We start from the raw sequence: 23,033 nt of genomic DNA on the forward strand, positions 1-23,033 counted from the left end.
TTTCAGGGGCGACACGATGGGCCTCATGTACAGTTTGAGGGGTGGAATATCAAGTGAAGGTGTTGGTGTTCCGGCTAAGAAGTGAAGAAGGTTGTGCGATAGATGCTCGCAAATTGCATGGCCTTGCATGTAACCTCTTCGAGGGAAATGGTGGTCATCGGTCTCAGGTGAAGCCTTTTGCCGTTTGGCCGTTGAGCCGGGAGGCGAAGGACCGTGATGAGACGATGACCCTTCGATGCACTTGGCTGCGTGACAGTGCGCTTCCGTTCGACCCCGCGGCACTGTCGACGGTTCGCTTGGGAGCGCGGATGTGCTCTGTGGTCGGATACGAATGCCACGAGGAGTCATTCGACTCGTTGGCCAAGAGGCCGGCGGTGGCTGACGCAGTCTTGACGTTCCTGTCGCCGGTGTTCTTTGCCGCGAACGGTCGGCGGAGTATCCTTCCGGATCCGCGACTCATCCTCGGGGGATACCGGCGGCGCTGGAATGAGGCGCTTCCCCCGGATTCGCCGTACTGGATCGAGGATGAGCTGTGGATGGCCACTCACCGGGCGACGGAGTTGCACTCGTACGATTTGCGGACAGTCAAGCGTGATGGCGGGCATGGCCACGAAGTGTCAGGTTTTGTGGGGATGGTTCGTCTTCGTGTGTTGTCGGACGAGGTCAAGGAGACCTTCGGCAGGCTTGTGCGTTTCGCGTCCTACTGCGGAACAGGGGCCCGCACCACGTACGGCTTCGGCGCCACGACGGTGACGTTCCTCGGGGGTCGGGATGGGTGAAATTACCGCCAGGGCGTTTACCGAGCAGAATCTTTTGAATGCGTGGCATGAAGTGCGGGAGTCGGCTCTTCAGGACGGGGAGGCTGGAGCGGAGGTCGAAAGGTTCGAGGCATCCGCAGCCAGAAAGATCAGTGGCCTCGCCGAACAACTCGCTGCAGGGACGTTCGAACCGAGTCCCGTCGTGAGGATTGAGATCGCCAAACCGGGGGGTGGGGTGAGAGCCCTCGGTGTGCCAAACCTGATCGACAGGATCGTAGAACGTGCGCTCCTCCCTGAGTTGAGTGCGCTCATCGATCCACTTCTGCTGCCGTGGAGTTTTGCTTATCGGCGCGGCATGGGAGTAAAAGATGCTCTCGCATGCCTGATCGAAGCGCGGGACGCCGGTGCCACATGGGTTGCTCGGGCCGATGTCAAGGACTGCTTCGATAGGATCCCGCGATGGGAGGTGCTACGTCACCTGCGAGAAATTGTGACTGATCCGGAAGCTGTTCATCTTGTCGGCAAGATGATGGATCGCCCGGTTATCGGTGAACGGAACAGGCGGAGCAACCGGGGTCTGGGTCTGCATCAAGGCAGTGTGCTCTCCCCGTTGCTCTGCAACGTTTATCTGAATAGATTCGACCAGGCGATGCTCTCCGCGGGCTTTCGAGTGATTCGGTATGCTGATGATTTCGCGATACCGGCAAAAAATCGGGTAGAGGCGGAGCGGGCGCTGACGGCGGCAAGTGATAACCTTGCGGATCTTCGCCTGGAGTTGAATCCGGAAAAGAGTCAGGTGGTTTCTTTTGACACAGGAGTTTCTTTTCTAGGCTCGACTGTCACCTCAACGACCAGTCCTGGAGTGGACGCACTGTCGCATCCCCTCGAAACGGTTGTATACGTCGATAAGGATGGTGCGCTGCTGCGAAGCAGGGGCGACAGAATGCTCGTGGAGCATCGTGGTAAAGTCCTGTTTCGGCTCAACTTCCGTAGAGTACGGCAGGTGGTTTGCACTGGCAGGGTTGGGATGACCACGCCGTTCCTGCGCAGGGCTCTGCGGTTGGGAATCGACCTGGTCATCATCTCGGATCAGGCCGGGCCGTCCGGACGGCTCACTTCACTAGACGTTACGGATCCGACCGTCCGCCGTGCCCAGTACCGCCTCGCTGGTGACCATCGCTTAGCCAGGGCGTTCGTCGATGGGAAGATCGCTAATATGCGGACAGCGCTACTTCGTGCTGCACGCCGACAATTGGATCCATTGCTCGGGGAAGTGGCCGAAAGGTTGGCGGCGATGCGCCTGCTCCTCTCTGATGCCGACTCCCTTGAGAAGGTCATGGGATACGAAGGAGCGGCCAGCCGAGAGTATTTCCGGGCCTGGCGCCATCTCTTCGGCGAAATATGGGATTTCGAGAGTCGGCAGCGCAGACCACCGCCTGATCCAGTGAATGCAATGCTATCCTTTGGCTACACTCTGCTCGTCAATGAGGCAATCGCCGCGTTGGAGATGGCCCGACTCGACCCGGCGGTAGGGTTTCTGCATCAGTCTCGCTGGGGCAGGCCCAACCTGGCTCTTGATCTCATCGAGGAGTTTCGTCCGGTGGTGGTGGACGCGGTAACGCTACGCTGTCTGAATACAGGCATCGTCAAGCCTGAGGATTTCGACGTTGCCCCGGATGCCGGTTGCCGGATGAACGATCGCGCCCGGCGCGCGTTCCTAGCGGCTTATGAACGGCGGATGCTGACGTTGTTCACCCACGAGGCCACGGCACGACGGGTTTCCTACCGCGTAGGCCTGAGCTTACAGGCGAAAGCTCTTGCCCGCACCATCTTGGACTCCAAGAGGCCGTACCGGCCCTTGAGATGGAAATGAATTGCACTACCTGATCTGCTATGACATAGCTGACGACAGCCGCCGCGATGATGTCGCGACGCTCCTATCGGGATACGGACCACGCGTCCAGCTGAGCGTCTTTGAGTGCGAGGCAGGCTCCAAAGCGGTCATGGCTGAACTCCGCAGCAAACTAGGCGCCTTGATCGATCCCGCCGAAGACCAGATCCGCATGTATCCCCTCGGAGATCGCTCAGCCCGCGGCCTCTTGGTGATCGGCGCCCGTACGATAGAGGAACGCCAAGACTTCTGGATCATCACATGAGCGGTACAGGGCCCGCAAAAAGCGCGCCAGGAGGGCTCGGTTGGCGCATCACAAACTCCCAGCTCACAGCCCTTAGTTCTCTTAAGGTGCCCTACAAGGGGGCACGCAGAGGATCGCGCGGACGAGGTCCGCGCATTGATCTTCATATGCCCAGGTCACCACCCCTAACTAATCCGAACCCTGACAAGCCGCCGCCCGATACCGAGGGCATAGAAACTCCCCTGATCAATGGATTTGATCAGGTAAGAAGTCTCACTGACAAGCCGCCGCCCGATACCGAGGGCATAGAAACGCTTTTATCTGCTCTGATAGGAACTGAACATCTTTGTCTGACAAGCCGCCGCCCGATACCGAGGGCATAGAAACCCTTTGGCAATTGAATCACCAGAAGATCGACTTCTTGACCTGACAAGCCGCCGCCCGATACCGAGGGCATAGAAACCTCTCGGCGAGTTCACTGAAGTAATGTTCCAACCTGGGGAGCTGACAAGCCGCCGCCCGATACCGAGGGCATAGAAACCTGACGCTGACCAAGTATTGGTGGTGCTTGGGGCGGCGGCGAACTGACAAGCCGCCGCCCGATACCGAGGGCATAGAAACAGTTGCTGCTCTGGCCCAGAGCGAACATAACCTGGGTGGCTGTTCTGACAAGCCGCCGCCCGATACCGAGGGCATAGAACGGCTTGATTTTCTCCCATACATGGGAGGAAACCACGACCTGACAAGCCGCCGCCCGATACCGAGGGCATGGAAACGAACGAACCCGCGGCCTGAGTGCATGAGGCACACCAGAAAATTGCTGACAAGCCGCCGCCCGATACCGAGGGCATAGAAGGCGAACCGGTCACACTCGGCATAGCGGCCTCAGCCGACGGCAGCGGCGTGGACACCGAGACCTACCACCCCATCGCTGCCGATGGCTCCAACCCGGCCATCGCGGGACGGGTGGCGGCACGCAAGGGCGGCATGACCATCAGAAACCGGCCGTTCCTGCTCGGCGTACACCTGACCCTCGGGATCCCCGTCCCCGACGGCGAGAGGATCGCCGCGGCCCTGCGCCGCCCGGTTTGGGGCCTGTGACTGAGACGATCCCAGGACCTCGTCCACGTCATCACGATCCGCGACGTCACCCTTGAGCCGGCCGGAGAACACGCCGTACACGGGGCCTACCGGGACGGCGACCAGGCGGTCTGGCTGCACTCACCGACCGCCTCCGACGAGCAGAACCAGCAGCTGTCCCAGGTCCTGGCCAAGTCCGCCAGCGGATCAGGACTCGGCAGACCGGAACTGCTGACCGAGCACAGCAGCACCGTACGCGACGCCGCACGGACCATCGCCGACCGCATCGGCTCACCCGGCGTCCTGGCCGCCCAGCCGAGCTTCTGGTCCTGGGTGGAGACCGCCGCGCTGCTGCACGACGCCGGCAAGGTGGCCGAAGGCTTCCAACGCCAGGTCCGCCCCGGAGGAGAAAAGTGGGGCGAACGCCACGAAGTGCTCTCCCTCGCCTACGCAGACCTGCTCACCCGCCACCTGGACCCGCACGACCGCAAGATGATCGCCGCCGGGGTCGCCTTCCACCACCGGCCGCTGACCTCGCACCGCGGTAGCGACCTGCGCTCGATGTACCCGCCGGTGGCCGATTGGGAGCGCAAGTTCGGCCGCGACCCCGCCCCCGTGCCGGGCCGTCCCCGCATCCAGATCCCGGTCCCTCGCCACCGAGCCTGGCTGGCCTGGCTGGCACGACAGCTCGCCACACCGGCGCCGGACGACGACCGTCGCCTGTGGGAGCTCGCCCGCGACGCCTTCGCCCGCCTCACCACCGACTGGACCAACCCGGTCAGCGACGAGGACGGCCTGGTCGCCGTACTGCTGCAAGGCGCCGTCACTCTCGCCGACCACTCCGGCTCCGCGCACGTCCCCCTGCAGACGCACATGCCCCTGCCACGCGACTACCTGAACCGGCTGCCCACGCCCTACCCACACCAGGAACAGGCCGCCGACGTCGCACAGCACCTCATCCTCGTCTCACCCACCGGCAGCGGAAAAACGGAGGCCGGCCTGGCATGGGCCTCCCGCCAGCTCGGCGACATGCCCGGCCGGCCACGCCTGGTCTGGCTCCTGCCGTACCGGGCCTCCATCGACGCCGCCCGCGACCGCTTCATCCACCACCTCGACCCGGCCCCCGGCCAGAAGCAGCCGGACATCGGCGTGCTGCACGCCACCGCAGCACGCACGCTGCTGGCCCGAGCCGTCGCAGAGGACTGCACACCAGGAGCCCACGACGCCCGCCGGGCCCGCGCCCGCGCCGGAGCGATGCGGCTGTTCAGCCAGCGCGTCCGAGTCGCCACACCCCACCAGCTCCTGCGTGCCGCCATCGCCGGACCCCGCTACGCGAGCGTCCTGCTCGAACAGGCCAACGCCCTCATGGTGCTGGACGAACTGCACGCCTACGACCCGAAGACCTTCGGCCGCATCTGCGCCTGCATGCGGCTATGGCAGCAGCTCGGCAGCCGGGTGGCGGTCCTGTCCGCCACCCTCGCCCAACCCATGATCAACTTGATTGAGGACACCCTCGGCTCCGTCGAGATCCGCCGCGCACCCTCAGGCACCGCGCCCACCCGGCACCGCCTCGTCCTCGACGACGACCCCATCGACTCTCAGACCAGCTTGCGGCGCGTCGGCCAATGGCTCGACGAGGGCCACAGCGTCCTAGTGATCACCAACACCGTCAACGCCGCCCAGCAGGTCTTCGATCGGCTCCACCACCCCGACAAGATGCTGCTGCACTCACGCTTCCGCGCCCGTGACCGCGCCGAGATCGAACGCCGCCTCCTCTGGCGGCATCCGGAACGCAAACCGGGAGAGACCACGCCCCGCGGCGGACTGGTCGTGGCCACCCAAGCCGTGGAGGTCTCACTCTGCCTGGACTTCGACCGCGGCATCACCGAACTGGCCCCGATCGAAGCAATCGCCCAACGCGCCGGCCGTATCAACCGGCGCGGACGCCACCCGGACAGCCCGGTCGAGTTCCGCGTCCACACCCACGTCACTCCCAACCGCCCGTACGAAGAAGGCGCACTGGACGCGGCACTGACCGCCCTGCGAACCGCTCCAGGCCCCGAGCTGTCCGAAGAGACCATCGACACCTGGCTCGGCATCGCCTACGCCACCGAATGGGGCCAGAACTGGGCCGCCGAAGCCCGACGCCACCGCGACGAGTTCCACCGGGACTTCCTCACCTTCCCCGACCCCTTCCACGACCGCCGCGAGTTCGCCGACCGGCTCGACGAAGCCTTCGACACCGTCGAAGTCCTCCTCCGGCAAGACCTCGACACCTACCAGGCAGAAGCCGACAAGGACCCCCTCCTCGCGGCCGGTCTCCTCATCCCCATCCACCACAGCCAACTGGCGGCCCTCCGCACCGCAGGACGAGCCGAGTACATCCACCGCCTATGGGTCGTCGACGCCGACTACGACCCGACCCTGGGGCTGATCCTGAACCCTCAGCCCGCCGCCGCCCCGGAGACCATCCTGTGAACGACATCGGCGGCGTCCACATCAAGTACCTGCTGCACTGCCCCCGCCAGCTCTGGCTCTACATGCGCGGCTACCGGCCGGAACGACGCAGCGACGCGGTCGCCTACGGCGAAGCCGTCGACGACACCACCTACACGCGCCGCCGCGACATCGACCTCGGCGAGGCGAAAGTCGACTGGGTCACCACCGGCGCCGTCATCCACGAGACCAAGTCATCCCGCGCCCCCGCGGAGCAACACGAGGCCCAAGTCCGCCACTACTGCCTGCTGCTGGAACGACGAGGCGTCACCGTCCAGCACGGCCTCATCCATTACCCGCTCATCCGCCGCACCGTCACCGTCGCCTGGACCCCGCAGGCCCGCGCCCTCGCCGAAGACACCGAACGCGAGGCACAGACCGTGATCGCGCAGCCGACGGCCCCGCCCAGGCTGGAGCGTTCCCGCTGCCGCGGCTGCTCCTACACCGACTACTGCTGGGGAGACTCATGACCGCCGCCTCCCGCACCTACTGGCTCACCCAGCCCTGCCGCATCCGCCGCGAAGACAACAGCGTCCGCATCGAACGCGCCGACCAGACCCCCGTACGCGTCCCCATCACCGACATCCGCGACCTGGTGGCCTTCGACCACGTGGACATCAACACCTCGGCGATCTCACTGCTCAGCCGCCACGGCGTCATGGTGCACATCCTCGACCACTACGGAAACTACGCCGGCGCCATCGCCCCCGCAGAAGACACCAGTTCAGCCCACGTCCTGCGCCGCCAGATCGCCCTCACCGGCACGGACGCCACACGCCTGGAGATCGGCCGAGCCCTCATCGCAGCCACCGCAGCGAACGTCCGCTGGGCCCTGGACACCGACCTCCTCGACGCCCCGCTCACCCGCCTGACGGAACAACTCGCCACCTGTCAGACCGCAGACCAGCTCATGGGCGCCGAAGGCAACTTCCGCCGCACCGCCTGGGGCGTCCTCGACACCCTGCTGCCCGCCTGGCTCCGCCTGGAAGGACGCAGCCGCCGCCCGCCCGCCAACGCCGGCAACGCCTTCATCAGCTACGCCAACGCCATCACCTACGCCCGCGTCCTCACCGCACTCCGATGCACACCCCTGCACCCCGCCATCGGCTTCCTCCACGCCGACACCGACCGACGCCGCAACACCCTCGCACTCGACCTCGCAGAACCCTTCAAACCGCTCTTCGCCGAGCGCCTGCTCAAACGCGCCGCCGCCCAGAAGACACTGCGCCCCGGCGACTTCGAAACCGACGTCGGCAACGCCTCACTCAGCCGAGACGGCCGCAAGAAAGTCTCCGAACTCATCCGCGCCGAGCTGGCCACAACCGTCCACCACCGAGCCCTGCGCCGCAAAGTCTCCTACGAAGAGCTCATCCACCTCGAAGCCCTCAAACTCGTACGCCTCTGCCTCGAAGACGCCCCCTACAAGCCCTTCCGGCCCTGGTGGTGATGATGTTCGTCATCGTCGTCTACGACACCCTCGCCGAACGCAACCCCGCCGTGCTGCGTACCTGCCGCCAGTACCTGCACTGGGTACAACGCAGCGTCTTCCAAGGCGAGCTGTCCAACGCCCAACATCGCAAATTCGTCAGCGCGCTCAAATCCCAGATCGACTCTGGCTACGACAGCATCCTCATCTACCGCACCCAGGGACCCCACAACATCCAGACCGACCTCATCGGCAAGCCCTCGGCAACACCGACCCCGTCCTGTGACCACCCTTCTGACCTGGGCTCTTGCACTACCGCCGGACTGCTGCAGAATGGTCGCCAAAGAATCCACCCAACATGCCTCTGACCTGGGACTTTACCCTCGGGTCGCTCATCACCCCTGGAGGGATCGCAACATCCAGGTGCCCGGCGTGTTCTGCGACGTCGACGACGAGTCGCTCATCACCCCTGGAGGGATGAGCGAAACGATGGTGGTCAGCCAAGTAACAGCGCATCCTAACCAGAGCCGGTGAGCGGCTTGCTGGCGTTCACGTTCTACTGAACGGCGATCTACTCTCGGTCGGAAACGAACGCATCCCTAAGTCGAATGCCAACCGCCGCCGTTATTCTCGCCGAGCTTGGATCAGCATGTGGTCTTGCAAACGTCGAACGTTCGCAATGCGGAATCCTGCTGGAGGCAGCGGCCCACCTTGCGAGGAGGCGGCTCGGTCGGACAGTCGAACAAGCAGTTCATCAACTAGGCCGGCAGACGAGTACCGTTCGGCGGCTCCTCGTTCACCGAGCACGAGCAGGGATCGGACCCCCGAGGAGTAGAGAATCCGGAGCGTCTTCTCGGGTTCGTCCTGCGGCAGCTTGTCAGGCAGTACGAAGGTGTCGCCGTGCCCGCCCGGAACACCCTCCCGCAACCGCCCATCCTCACCGAGCACGGCGTCGTAACAGCGCACCTCAACGGGCGACTCCTCGCGGCCGTCCTCGGTATCGGCGCTATACGCCCATGTCACGTACGGAGTGCCTCGTCTCAGCGCGGTGAGCCAGGGGCGCAGCACCAGCTCGGCCTCGTCCTGCAGAACCCCCACTTCCACGTCCACTCCGGCTCGGCGCAGTTCGGCCACGCCACCTGCGCCCCGCGAAGTCGGATCGATCAAGGCGACCACCACCCGGGCGATCCCGGCCTCGATCAGCAGCGCTCGGCAGGCAGGGGCGAGACCAACATGGTTGCAGGGTTCCAGCGTCACAACCGCCGTACCGCCACCCGCCGCCGGCCCCGCTGCGGCCAAGGCATTGCCCTCTGCGTGTGCCTCGCCCTTGCGACGGTGAAAGCCTTCGCCGGCCACATGGCCGCCTGCGTCGAGGATCACGCAGCCCACCGGTGGATTGGGGCTCGTGGTGCCGAGGCCCAGCGCCGCCAGGGCGATCGCACGTCGCATGGAAGCGACCTCTGTTTCGGAGGCCATCAGACCGCAGTCGTAGCGTTGAGCTCAGTCAGGGACTCCGCGACCGGCTCCAGGTGAGCGTGGCGTGCAAGCTGAGGCGCGACCGAAGTGACCATGGAGAGAATTCTGGTCGATCCGCTGTCTTGAGCAACAGTCAGCGCTTGGATGGCCGCGTGCGCTGCTGCTTCGGGTTCGTTCTCTGCGGTCAGCGCGACCGACAGCCCGGCATGTGCCAGACCGCCTCGGCGAGGCTGACCACTTTGGCGCCGTTGCCCTCTGACTGCGCCTGCTGGCTGCGCCGGAACAAGGTCCACGTCACCATTGGACGATCATCGGCCTCAGGGCCCACTCCATCGCGTGTCCCGTCCATAGACGGCTCGCCGCCAGATTTCCCGCGTCTTCGTACAGCCACGCCGCGGACTCGGCGTACAACGCAGCGAGACGAAGAGCCTCATCGCGAAGTGGAGGACGGACGTAGCGGAGCAACGTCGTCGAAATGGTGAGTTGCGTACACACGCCGCCGCGAGCATGCCTCGGCCCAAGGAGGTCGTCCGTCCTGACGAGGGCGTGCCACTGCTCACCGAGATGGGAGAGCAGTTCCTCGGTGTGGCTGGCGGAGAGGCGTTGCACGCGGTGGTCCACCAACGGGTCGACAACCGGTACGGGCAGCTCCGGAGTGCTCACCGCTCTGGCCTGACCCCGAGCTGAAGATCCTGCTCCAGGCCGCTGCCCCGAGCGTTCTGGTACGAGCTGGACGAGTTCGCCGGCGGCGCCCAATGCGGGTTCCAGTTGGTGTGCCAGGGGGCAGGGAAGCATCTTCTCACCGAAGGTCGTCATCGCCTGCCCGCACGTTTCAGAACCGTGTTGACTCTTCACCGCAGATTGCTTGGGCGCTGAACGGGCGAGAAAAGGCGGGACGATAAGGCTTGGGCGGCAGTTGGATGGGGTTACGGAAGGCTGGTGGCTACACTGCCACTGGTCCTCGTCTCGAGTGCTGCCCAAGACCAAAGTGCTGTCCGTGGCGGGGAGGAACACCGCGTGGGCCCTTCTGACCTGCGCGTCTGCACTACCGGCGGATTGCTGCAGAATCCATCCTCAAAGCGTGTCAGTCGGACCATCTGACCTGCAGCTTTACCCTGGGGGTCGCTCATCACCCTGGAGGGATCGCAACGGCGCTGAATTCCGAGTCGTCTTGGTCGCGGGCGGGCGGTCGCTCATCACCCTGGAGGGATCGCAACGAGTAGTCGCCGCCGTTGATGTAGCCGTACCAGCCGTCGAGGTCGCTCATCACCTGGAGCGATTGCCTTTATGGGGTCGGGGACAGTTGTGCTGCTGGGGTGGGGCGGATGCGACCGACGATCGGTGAGCACGGGAGATCCTGCGGTGCGAGCTGCCGCGTCTGGTGCGGGTGTCCTGGCTGTTCGGGCCGGACGCCGATGAGTGGCCGGAACGAGCGAGGTCGGGGTGCGGCTGACCTCGGGAGTTGCCGGGGGCACCGAGTTCGGATTGGTCCAGGCGGCGGTTGTCGGGAGCCTGTGTCCCGACCTACGGCCCGGCTGCCGGCGGTAGGGCACCGTTGCTGCCGCATTGGAGTCGGCGTGGTGTGAACGTTCCGGTGGCAGGTTGCGTTCGCTGCGGTCCTCGGCGGGCGTAGGGGTAGGGCTGCCCGGCTGGAGGCATGGGCGGCGGTCGCACTCAGGCTGTGGCGTCGGCTCGGCGAGCGTTTGATGCGTTGCCAGGCGATCATCGCGTTGGGCAGGCTGGTGCGCGCTGTGAACGTTCCGCACCGGCAGATCCGGCCCGTTTTCACCGAGCGATCCATCACCGTCTACCAGGCCTGCAACGCGTCCATCGCCACCCCCGCCGTCGCCGCGCAGCGCTTTGTGGCGCCGTTCAAGCGGGAGCGGATGACGTGGATCAAGCCGTCGTTCCTGGATGATGTACCGCTGTGGTTACGTCACGAAGCCCGGTCAGGAGCGGGTGCCGGCGATCGAGGTGAGCCGTGAGGGCTTCGAGTGGGCGCTGGCCGACTCCTGCCTCAGCCACGACGACGGGCGGCCGGGGTGGGCGGAGCGGCTGCGCCGGAGCCCGGTGCGCATCCAGTGGGATCCCGAGCGCGGGCTGCGGCATGAGGCTTTGCCGTACCGGTCGATCCAGGTGGGGCTGAGCGGGGTGGCGGTGCGGCGGTACGTGGAGGAGTGGACGCTGGGGTTCACCGATATCACGGACTTGGTCGGTGAGGTGCGTGCGGCGGTGCAGGGCGGTGTGGACGCTCGTGAGCTGCTGCCGGTCGAGCGGCCGTACCCGTTGTCGTGTGAGCCGGCGGAGACGATAGGCGCGAGCGTGGAGTGAGGGGGCGGCGGCGAGGGTGGGCGTGTGCCCGGCCGCCGTGTCCTCGCCGCTCATCCCGGTTCAGTGCACCGCCGGCCGTTGCACTCCCCGCACGAGGCGTTGCGCGATCGTGGTGGAGCCGCTGGAACGCTCCCAGGGCCGCGTTTCGCAGGTGGTTCAGGGGGCGTAGTCGATTCGGGGGCTCTGTGTTCCTGTGGCGCCGCGGCGCCAGTGTGGTGGTTCGTTCTGGCGTGGGCCGGGTTCGACGGTGACCGCGGTGGTGTAGTGGCCGGGCGGCACGTCGTACGAGAACGGGCCGCAGGTGCGCGTCTGGCCTGCGGCGAGCGCGCCCAGCTCGCACGTACGGAGGGTTTTCGCCAGGGGTGTGCGTGATAGGGCGTTGTGGAGCCAGACGTAGGCGACGGCGCCTTCGGCTGTGCCGGTGGCGCGCAGGTCGAGGGAGGCGACCACCTCGCCGTCGGTCACGGCGATGCACGGCTGCACCGATATCGGTACGCGTGGTGAGGCGAGGGGTGTGCGGCACCGGGTGGGGACGTCCGGGATGGTCTGGCCCGATGCCCAGACGAACGCCGCGGTGGCGAGGAGGGCCAGCGCCGTGCCGATGATCGCCGCGGCCTTCCAGAGAGCGCGGGGGCGTTTCCCGATGACGGGTGGGCGGTGCTCGTGGTCCGCTGCGCCGGCCGGGTTCGTCTCGGTGGTCGTGTCCGGTTCGGGGCGCGCGGGTTCGCCTGCGGCGGGCTGGGTGTGCTGCTTGACCTGGTCGTTGATCTCGTGCCAGCGCCGTTCCCATTCGGCGGTGTCCGTCACGCCGCAGGCGCGTACGTAATCGAGGGTCGCCGACAGGCTGGGCAGCCGGAGGCCTTTCGCGGCTTCGGAGAGCCTGCTGGGGGAGCAGCCGACCCGGGAGCCCATGGTCCGGTACGTCGGTTGCCCGGCCGCCACGCGCAGCTGACGCAGGTCGTGCGCGAAGCGTTCGATCAACCCGCCCTCGGGATCGAGTTTCCGCTCTGGCCTGCCCATTCACCCTGCCTTGTTGATCAAAGTCGTTGATCGGTGGTGATCAATCAAAGCGTGGCAAGGATGGGCCGTGCTGAACAAGTCGGCCATCTGAGGAGGCATGAGTGAAGACGATGTTCGCGGCGGCGGTCGCGGTCGCCATGGCGTGTTGCGGGGTCGCGGCGCCCGCGCAGGCCGCTACGGGGGTGGCCTTCCGTTCGTACTCCGGCGCGAGCCCGAGCGCCCACCAGGCGAACTTCGAGCGCCTGCGCAGCCAGGGTTACCGGCCGATCTCGGTGAGCGTCTCGAGGGGGCCGAAGTACGCGGCCATCTGGGTCAAGAGCGGAGGGCCGGCGTGGATCTCCCGGAGCGGGTTGTCGGAGGCTTCGTTCAAGGCGCGGTTCGACGAGTACCTGGCGCAGGGGTATCAGCCGATATCGGTGTCGGCGACGGGCCGGCGGGCAGCGCGACGTTCGCCGCGCTGTGGGAGAAGCGCTCCGAACGGTTCTTCTCCCGCATGGGGCTCACCGGGTCCCAGTTCGCCGCTCTCAACCGGAAGGCGTTCGCGGACGGGTACGTGCCGGTATCGATTGATGTGTACGGTACGCCGTCAGATCCCCGGTACGTCGCGGTCTGGAGGAAGGGCCAGGGCGGTTGGTACTACTCGTACGGCAAGACGTTCGCCGGGCACAAGAAGTTCTTCGACCAGCGCGCGGCCGAGGGGTACCGCCCGACGACTGTTGCGGTGGGGCCGGGCGGGAAGCGGTTCTCCGCGGTGTATCGCAAGGACGGGGTCCGGCCGTGGTACCACTACATCGACAACTCCCCGGCCGCCTACCAGCGCAGGTTCGACAGCATGGTGGCGCGCGGCCTGCGGCCGGTGCAGGTGAACATCGAGGACGGTGTGTACGCCTCGATCTGGATCAGGTGATCGGGGCCCGGCTGATGTCTCGTACGGGTGAGTGATCCCCGGGAGGGCGCGCGTCTGGTCGCCGGGGCTTGAGCCGCCTGGCGACCGGACCGTCCGGCGACCGGCCGACGTGGGGCTGCCGGTCCCGGCGGGCTGGAGGACGGCGGCTCACCGCTACTGGTTCACTGCCTGCGCAGCAGGCCGATCTCCGCGGCGTTCTTGGCGAGCTCGATGTTCACCCAGGCGACCACGTGTCCCAGGGTGAGCGTTCCGTCGGCGAACCAGCCGCTCCGATCGGTGGAGTCCAGGTCCGTCCCGCTCAGAGAGTCCAGCGCGTGGCTCCACCGATCACGGCACTCGTTGAGCCACGTGACCGCCGATGCCACGTCGCCCGGCCAGGGGGTCGCCTGTGCGGCCGCGGACCAGTCGTCCGGCTCGGGCGCCGCATCGGGCTTGTCGAAGCATCGCGTATACGCGTGGGTCCACCAGAAACCGATGTGCCACATCACCCAGGCGATGGACGTCGCCGGCGCAGGATCGGGCTCCGGCATGGACCAGTCGGCGGCCCATGTTCCGTCGGGCTTCCGGCGGACACTCCAGCAGTTCGACGAGGGCTCCCGTAGGGCTTCCTCGTCGGTCAGGCCGTTGAGCTGAAAGGTCAGCAGTGACCAGGAGACGTCCAGTTGCCAACGGAGCCGCTGCAGTTCAGACATGGACGGAAGCCTAGGGCCTGCCCAACAGTGTCGATCAAGGCAATTTTCCGGTGCCGGTGACGTGATCGCTAAGGTGCGCGCGGAGTTCCCCGATGAGATCTCCGGCGTCGCGTACGCCGACGGCCGGGCGGGGGCTGGAGCGGCTTCAGCCGGACAGCCCGTGCATCACGGTCGAGGCGCCGCTTTCCGCGGCATCGGTCGGGACCGTGTTTCAGCAGGCGTGGGGGAGCCGCCCGACCGCACGAGTTCCCGGTACCGTCCCGGCGTGGTGCCGAACTCCCGCTCGAAGGCGTGCGACAGCGCGTACGGGCTGCTGTATCCGACGCGCTCGGCGATGGCCGCCAGCGTGTCCTTGGTGTCGCGCAGCAGGGACGCGGCTTTGATCACCCGCCACCAGGTGAGGTACGCCATCGGCGGCCGCCCGACCAGGGCGGTGAAGCGGCGTGCCAGCGTCGGACGGGAGACGCCCGCCTCGGCGGCCAGGCGGTCGATGGTCCACGGTGCGGCCGGTCGTGCGTGCATCGCCCGCAGCGCGGCGGCCGTCACTGGATCGCCCAGCGCGCTGGGCCAGGCTCCGCTGGTGGTCTGGGACATCCAGGCCCGGATCATGTAGACGAGGAGCAGGTCGAGCAGGTGCGGCAGTGCGATGGACGAGCCGGGCCGCACCTCGTCCAGCTCGACGGCGAGCAGGTCGATCGCGGCGCGCAGCTCCAGGTGGGTGCCCACCCGGCTTGGGAGGTGGACGACCTCGGGCAGCTCGGTCATCAGCGGGTGCATGCGGCTGCAGTCGAGCCGGTATTTGCCGCAGAGCAGCTCCGTCGCGCCGCGCCGGCGCGGCTCCGCCGTGGCCGGCCACTGCTCGAACGGCACCGCATGCTCCAGGCCACCGAGGGAGTCGGCGAGCACGTGGCCGGTGCCGTGGGGGAGCAGCACCGCGTCGCCCACGTTGAGGGACACGTCGGTGCCGTTGTCGGTGCGGAGCCGGCAGGCGCCCTTGAGGACGACGTGGAAACCCGCGCCGTCGTACGGGTCCAGCCGCACGCTCCAGCTCCCGTCGATGCCCACCCGGTCGAATAGCGGGTGTCCGAGATGAACGGCGGAGATCGCGTCACTGACCACGTCCATGCGCCCACGATATCTCCCGTGATACGAATTCGTATTTTCCTGAGCTGAACGGGCATTGAGCGGATCACCTGCCGCTTCCTAGGGTCGTTGACCATGACGAACGAGAACGCACAGCGCATGATCCTCGGGGACGTCGAGGTCCTCAGGATCGTCGAATATCACGGGCCGTTCCGGCCCATCTCCGACTTCTTCGCCGGACCCGACACCGAGGCATGGAAGGCCAACCAGGACTGGCTGGCGCCCGACCACTGGGAGCCCGGCACCGGCCACATGGTGTGCGCCCTGCAGAGCTGGGTGCTGCGCAGCGGCGGGCGTACTGTGCTGGTCGACACCGGCGTGGGGCACGACCGCGAGCGGCCCGGCCTGGGGATGTTCCACCGGGCCCCCAGCGATTTCCTCGACCTCCTGGCGCGGGCCGGCGTGCGCCCCCAGGACGTGGACGTCGTGGTCAACACCCACCTGCACGCCGATCACGTCGGCTGGAACACCGTGGACGCGGACGGGCAGTGGGTCCCGGCCTTCCCCAACGCCCGCTACCTCATCCCGGCCGCCGACGACTTCCACTTCGGGCCGGACAACGCGTACGGCGGGGGCGTGCAGGAGGCGGCCCGCTTCATCTACGAGGACAGTATCGCCCCCATCCACCGGGCGGGACAGGCCGTGCTGTGGGACGGCCACCACCGCATCGACGACCATCTCACGCTCGAGTCCGCGCCCGGCCACACCCCCGGCTCGGCGGTGCTGCGGCTGGCCTCCGGCGGCGACCGTGCGGTGTTCGCCGGGGACGTGCTGCACAGCCCGATGCAGATCCTCGACCCCTGCCTCAACAGCGCCGCCTGCCTGGACCGCGCCCAGGCCAAGGCCAGCCGCATCCGGATCCTCGAGCGGGCCGCCGACGAACGCGAACTCCTCATCCCCGCTCATTTCGGCGGCCCCGGCGCCCTGGAAGTCCGCCGGACCGGCACCACCTTCGCCCTCGGCCCCTGGGCGGCCACCTGAGACCCCTGCCCGTATCCCCCTGCCACCACGATCCAAAAGCCGGTGCCGACGCACGCCTGCCCGGCAGGACCGTCTGGGTGGTGGGCGTGGACGGCGACGCTCCGCCGAGGGGGCCGGGGCCGGGAGTCGACCGCCTGATGCGCGGTACGTCTCCGTCAGGACGGGAGGTCGGCTGCATCGGGAGCGAGGCGAGAGCGGCGGCCGAAGGCCGTGGGGAGGAGAGGTTCACCCCTTGGCTTCGGGGCCGGGCGGTTCGATGATGCCTTTGCCGCGGCGTCGGGTGGCCGAGGTGAGCTGCGGGTCTTCCGGCCGGGGGCGGTCGAACGTCGGGCGGGCCTCTTTCCAGTGGCCGCGGGTGAAGTCGGGCACCTTGACCGGGCGGAGGCGTCCGGCCTTCAGGGACTCGTGGCTGAGCGGGATCACCGAGCACCAGGCCGCCGAGTCGTACACGTCGATGTCGGGCGTCATGCCGAGCCGCATCAGTTGCACGAGCCGGAAGATGGACACGAAGTCGCCGCCGCCGTGCCCGCCGTACTGGTCGGCCAGCTCCTCAAGCAGCGGCCATAACCAGTGGTCGTACTGCTTGAGGATGGCGTCGTACGCGCTGCCGGTCCGCCAGGTGTGGTCGTCGTGGCCGAGGGATTCGAGGTAGAGGCGGGCGTTGTCGAGCTCGATCGTGCCTCGCGTGCCGGTGAGGGTGGTCTCGCGGGTGTACGGGTGCGGCGAGTTGACGTCGTGCTCGACCCGGATGAACCGGCCTTGGACGGTGGTGACGAAGCAGGTGTGGCGGTCGCCCGAGATGTACGGGCGGTCTTGCCAGGAGGAGTGGTCCGGGCCCACCCGCGGGTCCTCCTCGCGGAACAGGGCCAGCGCCTTGGGCACGGAGGCGACGGCGACGAGTTCGTCGAAGCGGTCGCCGCGGTTGATGCCCATGGCCGCCGAGACCGGGCCGAGGCCGTGCATGGGGTAGTGGAGGGCGTTCATGCGGGTCTGCCAGCGCCGCCGCCAGTGCTCGGGGTGGTAGGCGCCGCCGAACAGGTACGGCCAGCGCAGGTCGTGGACGTACCCGCCCGAACCGTGCTGCACGTCCCCGAAGAGCCCCGCCTTGGCCATGTTGAACATCTGCAGCTCCGGGCGGAAGTAGTTGACGTTCTCCAGGAGCATGCAGTGCTTGCGGGTGCGCTCGGAGGTGCGCACCAGGTCCCAGATCTCGTCCAGGTGCGGGGAGATCGGCAGTTCGACGGCGACGTGCTTGCCGTGCTCCATGGCGGCCTTGGCCTGGGGGTAGTGCCACTCCCATGGCGTGGCGATGTAGACGAGGTCGATGTCGTCGCGCCGTACGAGGTTGAGGAAGTCCTCGTCGCCCGCCGCGTCAGCCGGCCGGCTCGACGTCCTGGAAGCCCTGCTGCATGATGCGGCTGATGGTGCGGGTGACCCGTTCCGGGCGGATGTCGCAGACGGCGGTGACGGTGGCGACGGCGCCCCAGCGTACGTCCTGGTCGCCGCCCCGGTTGCCGAGGCCGATGAGCCCGACGCGGACGTTCTCGAAGCCCTCGAACGGGACGTTCACCATGCTCCGTTCGCCCTGTTCGCGGGGTGGTGCCCAGGCGGCGGCCGTGCTTCCGATGGCCGCTGTGGCGCCCAGGGAGACACCGGTCTTCAGCAGGTCGCGGCGGGAAGGGGCGTAGCGGAGCGGAGGGGCCACGGCGATCACTCCAGGGTTGGGGGGTGGTGATGGTTTATGGCGTTTTCTCCTGGTATGTGCGCAGTATCGATCATCCGTTGCGGGAGAGCAAGAGCCGTCGCGGGTGGGGTTGCGGCGCAGACCTACGGCCTATGGAGTTCGGCGAGTCGAGCAGGCGACCGCGGTGAGGTGGTGTCCTCGGCAGGGGGCGGCTCGTGGTTGCTAACCCGGATTCAGGCTGCGGACGCTCAGAGCAGGGTGCGGAAACGGGCGGGTCGGCCGGGTCCCGGTCGACGACGTGGACGGGCGGCCAGGCCCACTGCCAGACGCCGATCCCCGGCACCCGCCAGAACCGTATCCGCCCCCGGGCGCCCTCCACCTCGACGTCCGGCCAGGCAGCGGACACGCGTGCCCGGTCCGTACCGTACGAGCGGCACCGCCGGCGACGGATACCCGGTCAGAATCAGCAGCGCCGTCGCCCCGCTCCCGGCGACCGCGTCACACAGGGCCTGCGGGTCCAGTCCATCGAGTTCCCGTACGGTGCCGCCGCGCGGTGTGAGGTGTTCCCGCAGGATGCGGATGCCGGACTGCCAGTAGACGCTCGGCTGGGCCGCCACGGCGATGTGGCGGTGTCCCGCGCCCAGAAGGAAGTCGCCGTACATCCGCCAGCCGTGGGATTGCGCCGGCGCCACCCGCGCCACGTGCTCCGCCGGTTGCTCGGTGAGCGCGTCCAGCACCGCCGAGGAGCAGAGGAACGGCAGACCGGCCGCCTGCGCCGCGGCGGCGGCCTGTTACCCGCCCCGGCGATGGTCAGATGCCTACGCGTGACGGTGGGCAGCGCACCACCCGCAGCCGGCAGTGCGCCCGACGATGCTCGCGAGGGCGATGGTGACGAGGACGGGCGCGGCAAGACCGAGCCCGGAACCGCCGATGAAGAGCGAGGAAGCAAGCAGTCGAGGCCCAATAGCGTCGCCGTCCTGGGCGGCGAGCCACATGACGAGCCCAGTCCACCACGATCGTGGGTGAGCCGGTGATCAGCAAGGGTTCGGCCGGCTCTGACGGCGAGAGCAACGCCGGGGCCGGAGGTGATGATCGAGCCCAGCGTGTACGGAGGATCACCAGGCCGGTTTCCCAGGTGGTGCGGCTCGTTTCGGTTCTGCAGGTTGACCGAGAACGTGAGGAACCGCGCCGCGATACCGCCGAAGAAAAGGCACCGTACCGCGAAGGCGCGAACCCCCGGCAGGGCCGAGTCGAAGACAAGCTCAGCCGCGCCGCATGAGGCGCCGCTCGTACGCGGGAAGGCTCGCGAGGAGAAAATAAGGTCCCCGGCAGTGCCGTGGCGATCTTCGTCAATGCTGTCGAAGCCGGCGGCGTTTCGGATACGCGCAAAGGCCGTGTTCGAGCGGTGACCGGATGGCGCCGTGGGCCGGCAGGTCGGTGGGCTGCAGAAGAGCGCGTCGGGGCGGGATCACGCCCACACCGAGCATCGGCTTCGGTCGGCGGAAGCGTGCCCGGCGGTGGTAGACGTAAGAGGGAAGTGGCCACACTGCCAGTGGGCCTCGCCTTGAGGCGGCTAGAGTGCCGTCCATGGCAGGCGGAATCAACCGCGCGGACACCCCTTCTGACCTGCGCATCCGCACTACCGGCGGACTGCTGCAGAATACGTCCCCACAGCCCGCCGGGTAACCCGCCTAACCTGCGGCTTTACCTTGGGGTCGCTCATCAACCCTGGAGGGATCGCAACTACTCCGGCGTGCCGGACATGGGCCGGAGACCCAGTCGCTCATCAACCCTGGAGGGATCGCAACACGCCTTTCGAATTGCAGCCGATCGTGGACTGGATGTCGCTCATCAACCCTGGAGGGATCGCAACTCCTCCTCGACGACCGGGCCGTGCTCGTCCTCGCTGGTCGCTCATCAACCCTGGAGGGATCGCAACCTCACAGGCACCTCTGAGGGGCGCGGAGAGCCATCCTCGTCGCTCATCAACCCTGGAGGGATCGCAACACTCGATACAGCGCAGCGAACGGGATCATGGCCGGTCGCTCATCAACCCTGGAGGGATCGCAACAGCCTGAGGCGTGCTACTACGACCCCGATACGGACGGCAGTCGCTCATCAACCTTGGAGGGATCGCAACGCATGTGAGAGCAGGATCACGCCATGACCGCGTCCGGGGTCGCTCATCACCCCTGGAGGGCTCAAAGCGATCACGGGGACGAGGGGGTGCGGCTTCGAGGAGCTCACACTACGCGAAGGCATGGGTCCGCCGTAGTCATTGCACGCGCGGTGATGTCGGCTCGAAGCGCCCTTCATTCGTGGTAGCAGCAGCCGGTACGCGTGGGCACTTGGCGGGTGCCATGGCGGCACCCGCCGGTACGCCGAACACGCTCACCCGGACGCGGTGCGCCCGGCCGTGCTCTCCCGCACGACCAGCGTGAACCCGGTGACGGTGTCGTTCACGGGCAGGTCGGTCTTGCTCTGTGCCCGGGCCAGGAGCCGGTCCACCGCGGTTTCGGCGATCTGCCGCTTGTCGGGGGAGATGGTGGTGAGGGTGGGGGTGCTGTAGCGGCCTTCGTCGATGTCGTCGAAGCCGGCGACGGCCACGTCTTCGGGGACGCGGAGCCCGTGTTCGAGGAGGGCTCGGATGGCGCCCTGGGCGACCAGGTCGGTGGCGCAGAAGACGGCGTCAGGGGGGCCTCCCGCCCGCTTGAGGAGTTTACGCATGGCCAGGAGGCCGTCTTTGCGGTGGTATCCGGCGGTGGGGATGATGAGGCGGGATTCGACTTTGAGGCCGGCGGACTCCAGGGCCTGGCGGTAGCCGGCGGTGCGGAGCTGGGCGATTTCGGAGGTGGCCGCGCGCTGGGAGCCGATGAAGGCGATGCGGCGGCGGCCGATGTCGATGAGGTGTTCGGTGGCGGTGCGGGCGGCGGCGACGTTGTCGATGCCGACGTGGTCGACGAGGCCCTGGCTTGAGCGTTCGCCGAGCAGGACGATCGGGGTGCGGTCGCGGCGGCCTTCGAGGTCGGCGCCGCCGAGGGCGACGGGACTGTAGATGAGCCCTTCGACGAACTGGGTGGAGGTGCCGTTGACGACGGCGAGTTCGCGGTCGCGGTCGCCGAGCGTCTGCATGATCATCACGGTGAGGCCGCGCTTCTGCGCGACTTCGACGACGAGGCGGGCCAGCTCGGAGAAGTAGGCGACGTCGAGCTCGGGGACGGCCAGGCCGATGATGCGGCTGCGTCCGCTGCGCAGGCTGCGGGCCGCGTGGTTGGGGCGGTAGTCGAGCTCCTCGATGGCGGCGAGGACGCGGGCCCGCACGTCGTCGCTGACGTGAGGGTAGTTGTTGATCACGTTGGAGACCGTCTTGCGGGCGACTCCCGCTCGGGCTGCCACGTCCGCCTGTGTGACCGTCATCCCTGCCTCTGTCTGCTCTCCGGAGTTGTGAACGAGGACAAGTGTAGCCTTTACCACGTGGCAGGCCACGTGGTAAAAACGCTCGCAATAGCCGCGAAACACTTCAGAAACCCCGATCGCGGCCTCCCGGAGGGCTCCATGCGCATCTCTCGACGGCTGATACCGATCTGCCTGACCATGTCGGCGATAACCGCCGTGACCGCCTGCTCCAACACCGCGGCGTCCTCGGGGGAGAAGTCCAACACGCTGACCATCGCGGTGTGGGGCGTCAACGAGGACATCGACAGCATCAAGGCCGCCGCCAAGGGCTTCGAGCAGGCCAACCCGGACATCAAGCTGAAGTTCAACAGGACCGACTGCGGCGCCGACTACGCTGTGTGCAAGACGCTCATCGCCGGACGCAACATGGCGGACGTGCTCGTCACCGGCACCTGGAACTTCAACCAGATGGCCAACGACGGCGTGCTGGCGGACCTGACGGACCGGATGGCCGCCGACGGCGTGAAGGAGGAGGACTTCGTCCCCGTCGTCATCGAGTCGGACAAGGCCGCCAAGGACGGGCGTTTCTACGGGCTGCCGATGGGCTACAACGTCCAGTCGCTGTTCTACAACAAGGAGATGTTCGCCAAGGCCGGGCTGAAGGAACCGCCCGCCGACGGCGACTACACCTACGACGACCTGCGCGAATGGGCGCGCAAGCTGACGCTGGACGCCAACGGCAACAACGCCGACAGCCCGGACTTCGACCCGAAGAACATCGTCCAGTGGGGCTACTACAACCGCTTCGCCATCCCGTCGGAGCCGGGCTACTGGCCGGTGCTGTGGGCGTACGGCGGCGGCGTGCTCGGCGGCGAGAAGCGGGACCAGTGCGACCTGGAGAAGCCGGGCACCGCGCAGGCGATGCAGCTGCTGCAGGACATGATGTGGAAGGACCACAGCTCCGTCACCCCGCAGATGGAGCAGGAGACGCCCGGCTACCTGCGCTGGATCCAGGGGCACGTGGCGATGCAGCAGGGCTCGCACGAGCAGGTGACGATCGCAGCGCAGCAGAACCCGTCGCTGAAGTACGACATGGCCGCCCTGCCGAAGGGTCCCGAGGGCAACGCGACGATGATCCAGGTGCACAGCTGGGCCGCCTACGCCAAGTCCCCGAACCTGGACAACGCCTGGAAGTTCATCAAATACATGGCGACCGAGGGTGCGGGCAAGCAGATGGGGCTGATCCCGGCGTACAAGAAGGTCGCCGAAGGGCCCGCGTTCCTGAAGGCGCCCGGAGAGCCGGAGCACCTGAAGGAGGCGCAGCTCGACCCCGCGGCATGGCCGCTGGCCCGCACGAACATCGACCCGCAGGGCGTGCTCGCCACGGTGCTCGGCCAGGACGGCATCGGCCCGGCGCTGAACGACATCATCACCGGCAAGAAGCCCGCGGCCGAGGCGCTCCAGGGCACCTGCGCGAAGATCGACAAGATCCTCGCCTCCTGACGGGA

Annotated in this window: 20 protein-coding genes, 3 pseudogenes and 2 CRISPR repeat arrays; of the genes and pseudogenes, 13 read left to right on the forward strand and 10 right to left on the reverse strand. The window is 67.2% G+C overall.

What is annotated here, in order from left to right; translation table 11 throughout:
- Positions 1-41 precede the first annotated feature (41 nt).
- From cas6 to cas2 (WBK31_RS12925), 8 genes are all read left to right on the forward strand, one after another.
- Positions 42-779, forward strand: a complete 738-nt coding sequence (gene cas6 / locus WBK31_RS12890; protein ID WP_406674897.1) for a CRISPR system precrRNA processing endoribonuclease RAMP protein Cas6 — start codon at positions 42-44, stop codon at positions 777-779.
- Positions 772-2,631 carry a CRISPR-associated endonuclease Cas1 gene (gene cas1 / locus WBK31_RS12895; protein WP_364070461.1) on the forward strand — a complete coding sequence of 620 codons (1,860 nt, stop codon included), beginning with the start codon at positions 772-774 and terminating at the stop codon, positions 2,629-2,631. The genes cas6 and cas1 overlap by 8 nt, the downstream gene beginning before the upstream one ends.
- Before the next feature lies 1 nt (position 2,632).
- Complete coding sequence (gene cas2 / locus WBK31_RS12900; RefSeq protein ID WP_364070463.1) at positions 2,633-2,914, forward strand: CRISPR-associated endonuclease Cas2; 282 nt, start codon at positions 2,633-2,635, stop codon at positions 2,912-2,914.
- A gap of 180 nt (positions 2,915-3,094) precedes the next feature.
- Positions 3,095-3,750: a CRISPR direct-repeat array (repeat unit 37 nt; unit sequence CTGACAAGCCGCCGCCCGATACCGAGGGCATAGAAAC).
- A 46-nt stretch (positions 3,751-3,796) separates the two neighbouring features.
- Complete coding sequence (locus WBK31_RS12905; protein WP_364070466.1) at positions 3,797-3,994, forward strand: hypothetical protein; 198 nt, start codon at positions 3,797-3,799, stop codon at positions 3,992-3,994.
- Positions 3,995-4,159: 165 nt separating this feature from the next.
- Positions 4,160-6,451 carry a CRISPR-associated helicase Cas3' gene (gene cas3, locus WBK31_RS12910; RefSeq protein ID WP_406675486.1) on the forward strand — a complete coding sequence of 764 codons (2,292 nt, stop codon included), beginning with the start codon at positions 4,160-4,162 and terminating at the stop codon, positions 6,449-6,451.
- Positions 6,448-6,939 (forward strand): CRISPR-associated protein Cas4, encoded by a 492-nt coding sequence (locus WBK31_RS12915; RefSeq protein WP_378789441.1) that lies wholly within the window; start codon positions 6,448-6,450, stop codon positions 6,937-6,939. Before cas3 ends, WBK31_RS12915 begins: the two co-directional genes overlap by 4 nt.
- The gene (cas1b, locus tag WBK31_RS12920) at positions 6,936-7,916 is read left to right on the forward strand and encodes a type I-B CRISPR-associated endonuclease Cas1b (protein ID WP_378789439.1); all 981 of its coding nucleotides are present in this window, start codon (positions 6,936-6,938) and stop codon (positions 7,914-7,916) included. The genes WBK31_RS12915 and cas1b overlap by 4 nt, the downstream gene beginning before the upstream one ends.
- On the forward strand, positions 7,916-8,263 hold the full coding sequence (gene cas2, locus WBK31_RS12925) for a CRISPR-associated endonuclease Cas2 (protein ID WP_406674898.1): 348 nt from the start codon (positions 7,916-7,918) through the stop codon (positions 8,261-8,263). Before cas1b ends, cas2 (WBK31_RS12925) begins: the two co-directional genes overlap by 1 nt.
- A gap of 256 nt (positions 8,264-8,519) precedes the next feature.
- On the opposite strand, the gene ribD is transcribed toward cas2 (WBK31_RS12925), so the two are convergent.
- Both ribD and WBK31_RS12935 read right to left on the reverse strand, forming a co-directional pair.
- Complete coding sequence (gene ribD / locus WBK31_RS12930) at positions 8,520-9,344, reverse strand: bifunctional diaminohydroxyphosphoribosylaminopyrimidine deaminase/5-amino-6-(5-phosphoribosylamino)uracil reductase RibD (RefSeq protein ID WP_406674899.1); 825 nt, start codon at positions 9,342-9,344, stop codon at positions 8,520-8,522.
- A 1,156-nt stretch (positions 9,345-10,500) separates the two neighbouring features.
- The gene (locus WBK31_RS12935) at positions 10,501-10,638 is read right to left on the reverse strand and encodes a hypothetical protein (protein WP_406674900.1); all 138 of its coding nucleotides are present in this window, start codon (positions 10,636-10,638) and stop codon (positions 10,501-10,503) included.
- 439 nt (positions 10,639-11,077) lie between these two features.
- Here WBK31_RS12935 and WBK31_RS12940 point away from each other — a divergent pair.
- Positions 11,078-11,702 (forward strand): annotated as a pseudogene (locus tag WBK31_RS12940) (DUF4291 domain-containing protein).
- 156 nt (positions 11,703-11,858) lie between these two features.
- Here WBK31_RS12940 and WBK31_RS12945 read toward each other — a convergent pair.
- A complete protein-coding gene (locus tag WBK31_RS12945) occupies positions 11,859-12,722 on the reverse strand; it encodes a helix-turn-helix transcriptional regulator (RefSeq protein WP_364070475.1) in 864 nt (287 codons plus the stop codon).
- A gap of 137 nt (positions 12,723-12,859) precedes the next feature.
- On the opposite strand from WBK31_RS12945, the pseudogene WBK31_RS12950 reads away from it, so the two are divergent.
- A pseudogene (locus WBK31_RS12950) lies at positions 12,860-13,102 on the forward strand (hypothetical protein); the annotation flags it as partial.
- A 113-nt stretch (positions 13,103-13,215) separates the two neighbouring features.
- Positions 13,216-13,629, forward strand: coding sequence for a hypothetical protein (locus tag WBK31_RS12955; RefSeq protein WP_406675487.1), 414 nt, complete (start codon positions 13,216-13,218; stop codon positions 13,627-13,629).
- Positions 13,630-13,790: 161 nt separating this feature from the next.
- Here WBK31_RS12955 and WBK31_RS12960 read toward each other — a convergent pair whose 3' ends face one another.
- Together WBK31_RS12960 and WBK31_RS12965 are read right to left on the reverse strand one after the other, a co-directional pair.
- Positions 13,791-14,321 carry a DinB family protein gene (locus tag WBK31_RS12960; RefSeq protein WP_364070477.1) on the reverse strand — a complete coding sequence of 177 codons (531 nt, stop codon included), beginning with the start codon at positions 14,319-14,321 and terminating at the stop codon, positions 13,791-13,793.
- Between the two features lie 165 nt (positions 14,322-14,486).
- Entirely contained in the window at positions 14,487-15,446 is a 960-nt protein-coding gene (locus WBK31_RS12965; RefSeq protein ID WP_406674901.1) for a cupin domain-containing protein, read from the reverse strand.
- 93 nt (positions 15,447-15,539) lie between these two features.
- Here WBK31_RS12965 and WBK31_RS12970 point away from each other — a divergent pair, with 93 nt between their 5' ends.
- On the forward strand, positions 15,540-16,445 hold the full coding sequence (locus WBK31_RS12970) for an MBL fold metallo-hydrolase (protein ID WP_406674902.1): 906 nt from the start codon (positions 15,540-15,542) through the stop codon (positions 16,443-16,445).
- Positions 16,446-16,670: 225 nt separating this feature from the next.
- Here the strand turns inward: WBK31_RS12970 and WBK31_RS12975 are convergent, their stop codons facing one another.
- From WBK31_RS12975 to WBK31_RS12995, 5 genes and pseudogenes are all read right to left on the reverse strand, one after another.
- Entirely contained in the window at positions 16,671-17,609 is a 939-nt protein-coding gene (locus tag WBK31_RS12975; RefSeq protein WP_406675488.1) for a hypothetical protein, read from the reverse strand.
- A 9-nt stretch (positions 17,610-17,618) separates the two neighbouring features.
- Positions 17,619-17,792 (reverse strand): annotated as a pseudogene (locus WBK31_RS12980) (Gfo/Idh/MocA family oxidoreductase); the annotation flags it as partial.
- Positions 17,793-17,817: 25 nt separating this feature from the next.
- The gene (locus tag WBK31_RS12985) at positions 17,818-18,150 is read right to left on the reverse strand and encodes a hypothetical protein (RefSeq protein WP_406674903.1); all 333 of its coding nucleotides are present in this window, start codon (positions 18,148-18,150) and stop codon (positions 17,818-17,820) included.
- 227 nt (positions 18,151-18,377) lie between these two features.
- Positions 18,378-18,866 (reverse strand): hypothetical protein, encoded by a 489-nt coding sequence (locus WBK31_RS12990; protein WP_406674904.1) that lies wholly within the window; start codon positions 18,864-18,866, stop codon positions 18,378-18,380.
- A 977-nt stretch (positions 18,867-19,843) separates the two neighbouring features.
- Positions 19,844-20,337: a CRISPR direct-repeat array (repeat unit 30 nt; unit sequence GTCGCTCATCAACCCTGGAGGGATCGCAAC).
- 183 nt (positions 20,338-20,520) lie between these two features.
- Positions 20,521-21,525 carry a LacI family DNA-binding transcriptional regulator gene (locus WBK31_RS12995; protein WP_406674905.1) on the reverse strand — a complete coding sequence of 335 codons (1,005 nt, stop codon included), beginning with the start codon at positions 21,523-21,525 and terminating at the stop codon, positions 20,521-20,523.
- Positions 21,526-21,684: 159 nt separating this feature from the next.
- Between WBK31_RS12995 and WBK31_RS13000 the strand changes: the two genes are divergently transcribed.
- On the forward strand, positions 21,685-23,028 hold the full coding sequence (locus tag WBK31_RS13000; protein ID WP_406674906.1) for an ABC transporter substrate-binding protein: 1,344 nt from the start codon (positions 21,685-21,687) through the stop codon (positions 23,026-23,028).
- Positions 23,029-23,033: the final 5 nt, after the last annotated feature.

This window comes from Nonomuraea sp. N2-4H (genome assembly GCF_045291505.1).
Lineage (GTDB): Bacteria > Actinomycetota > Actinomycetes > Streptosporangiales > Streptosporangiaceae > Nonomuraea > Nonomuraea fastidiosa.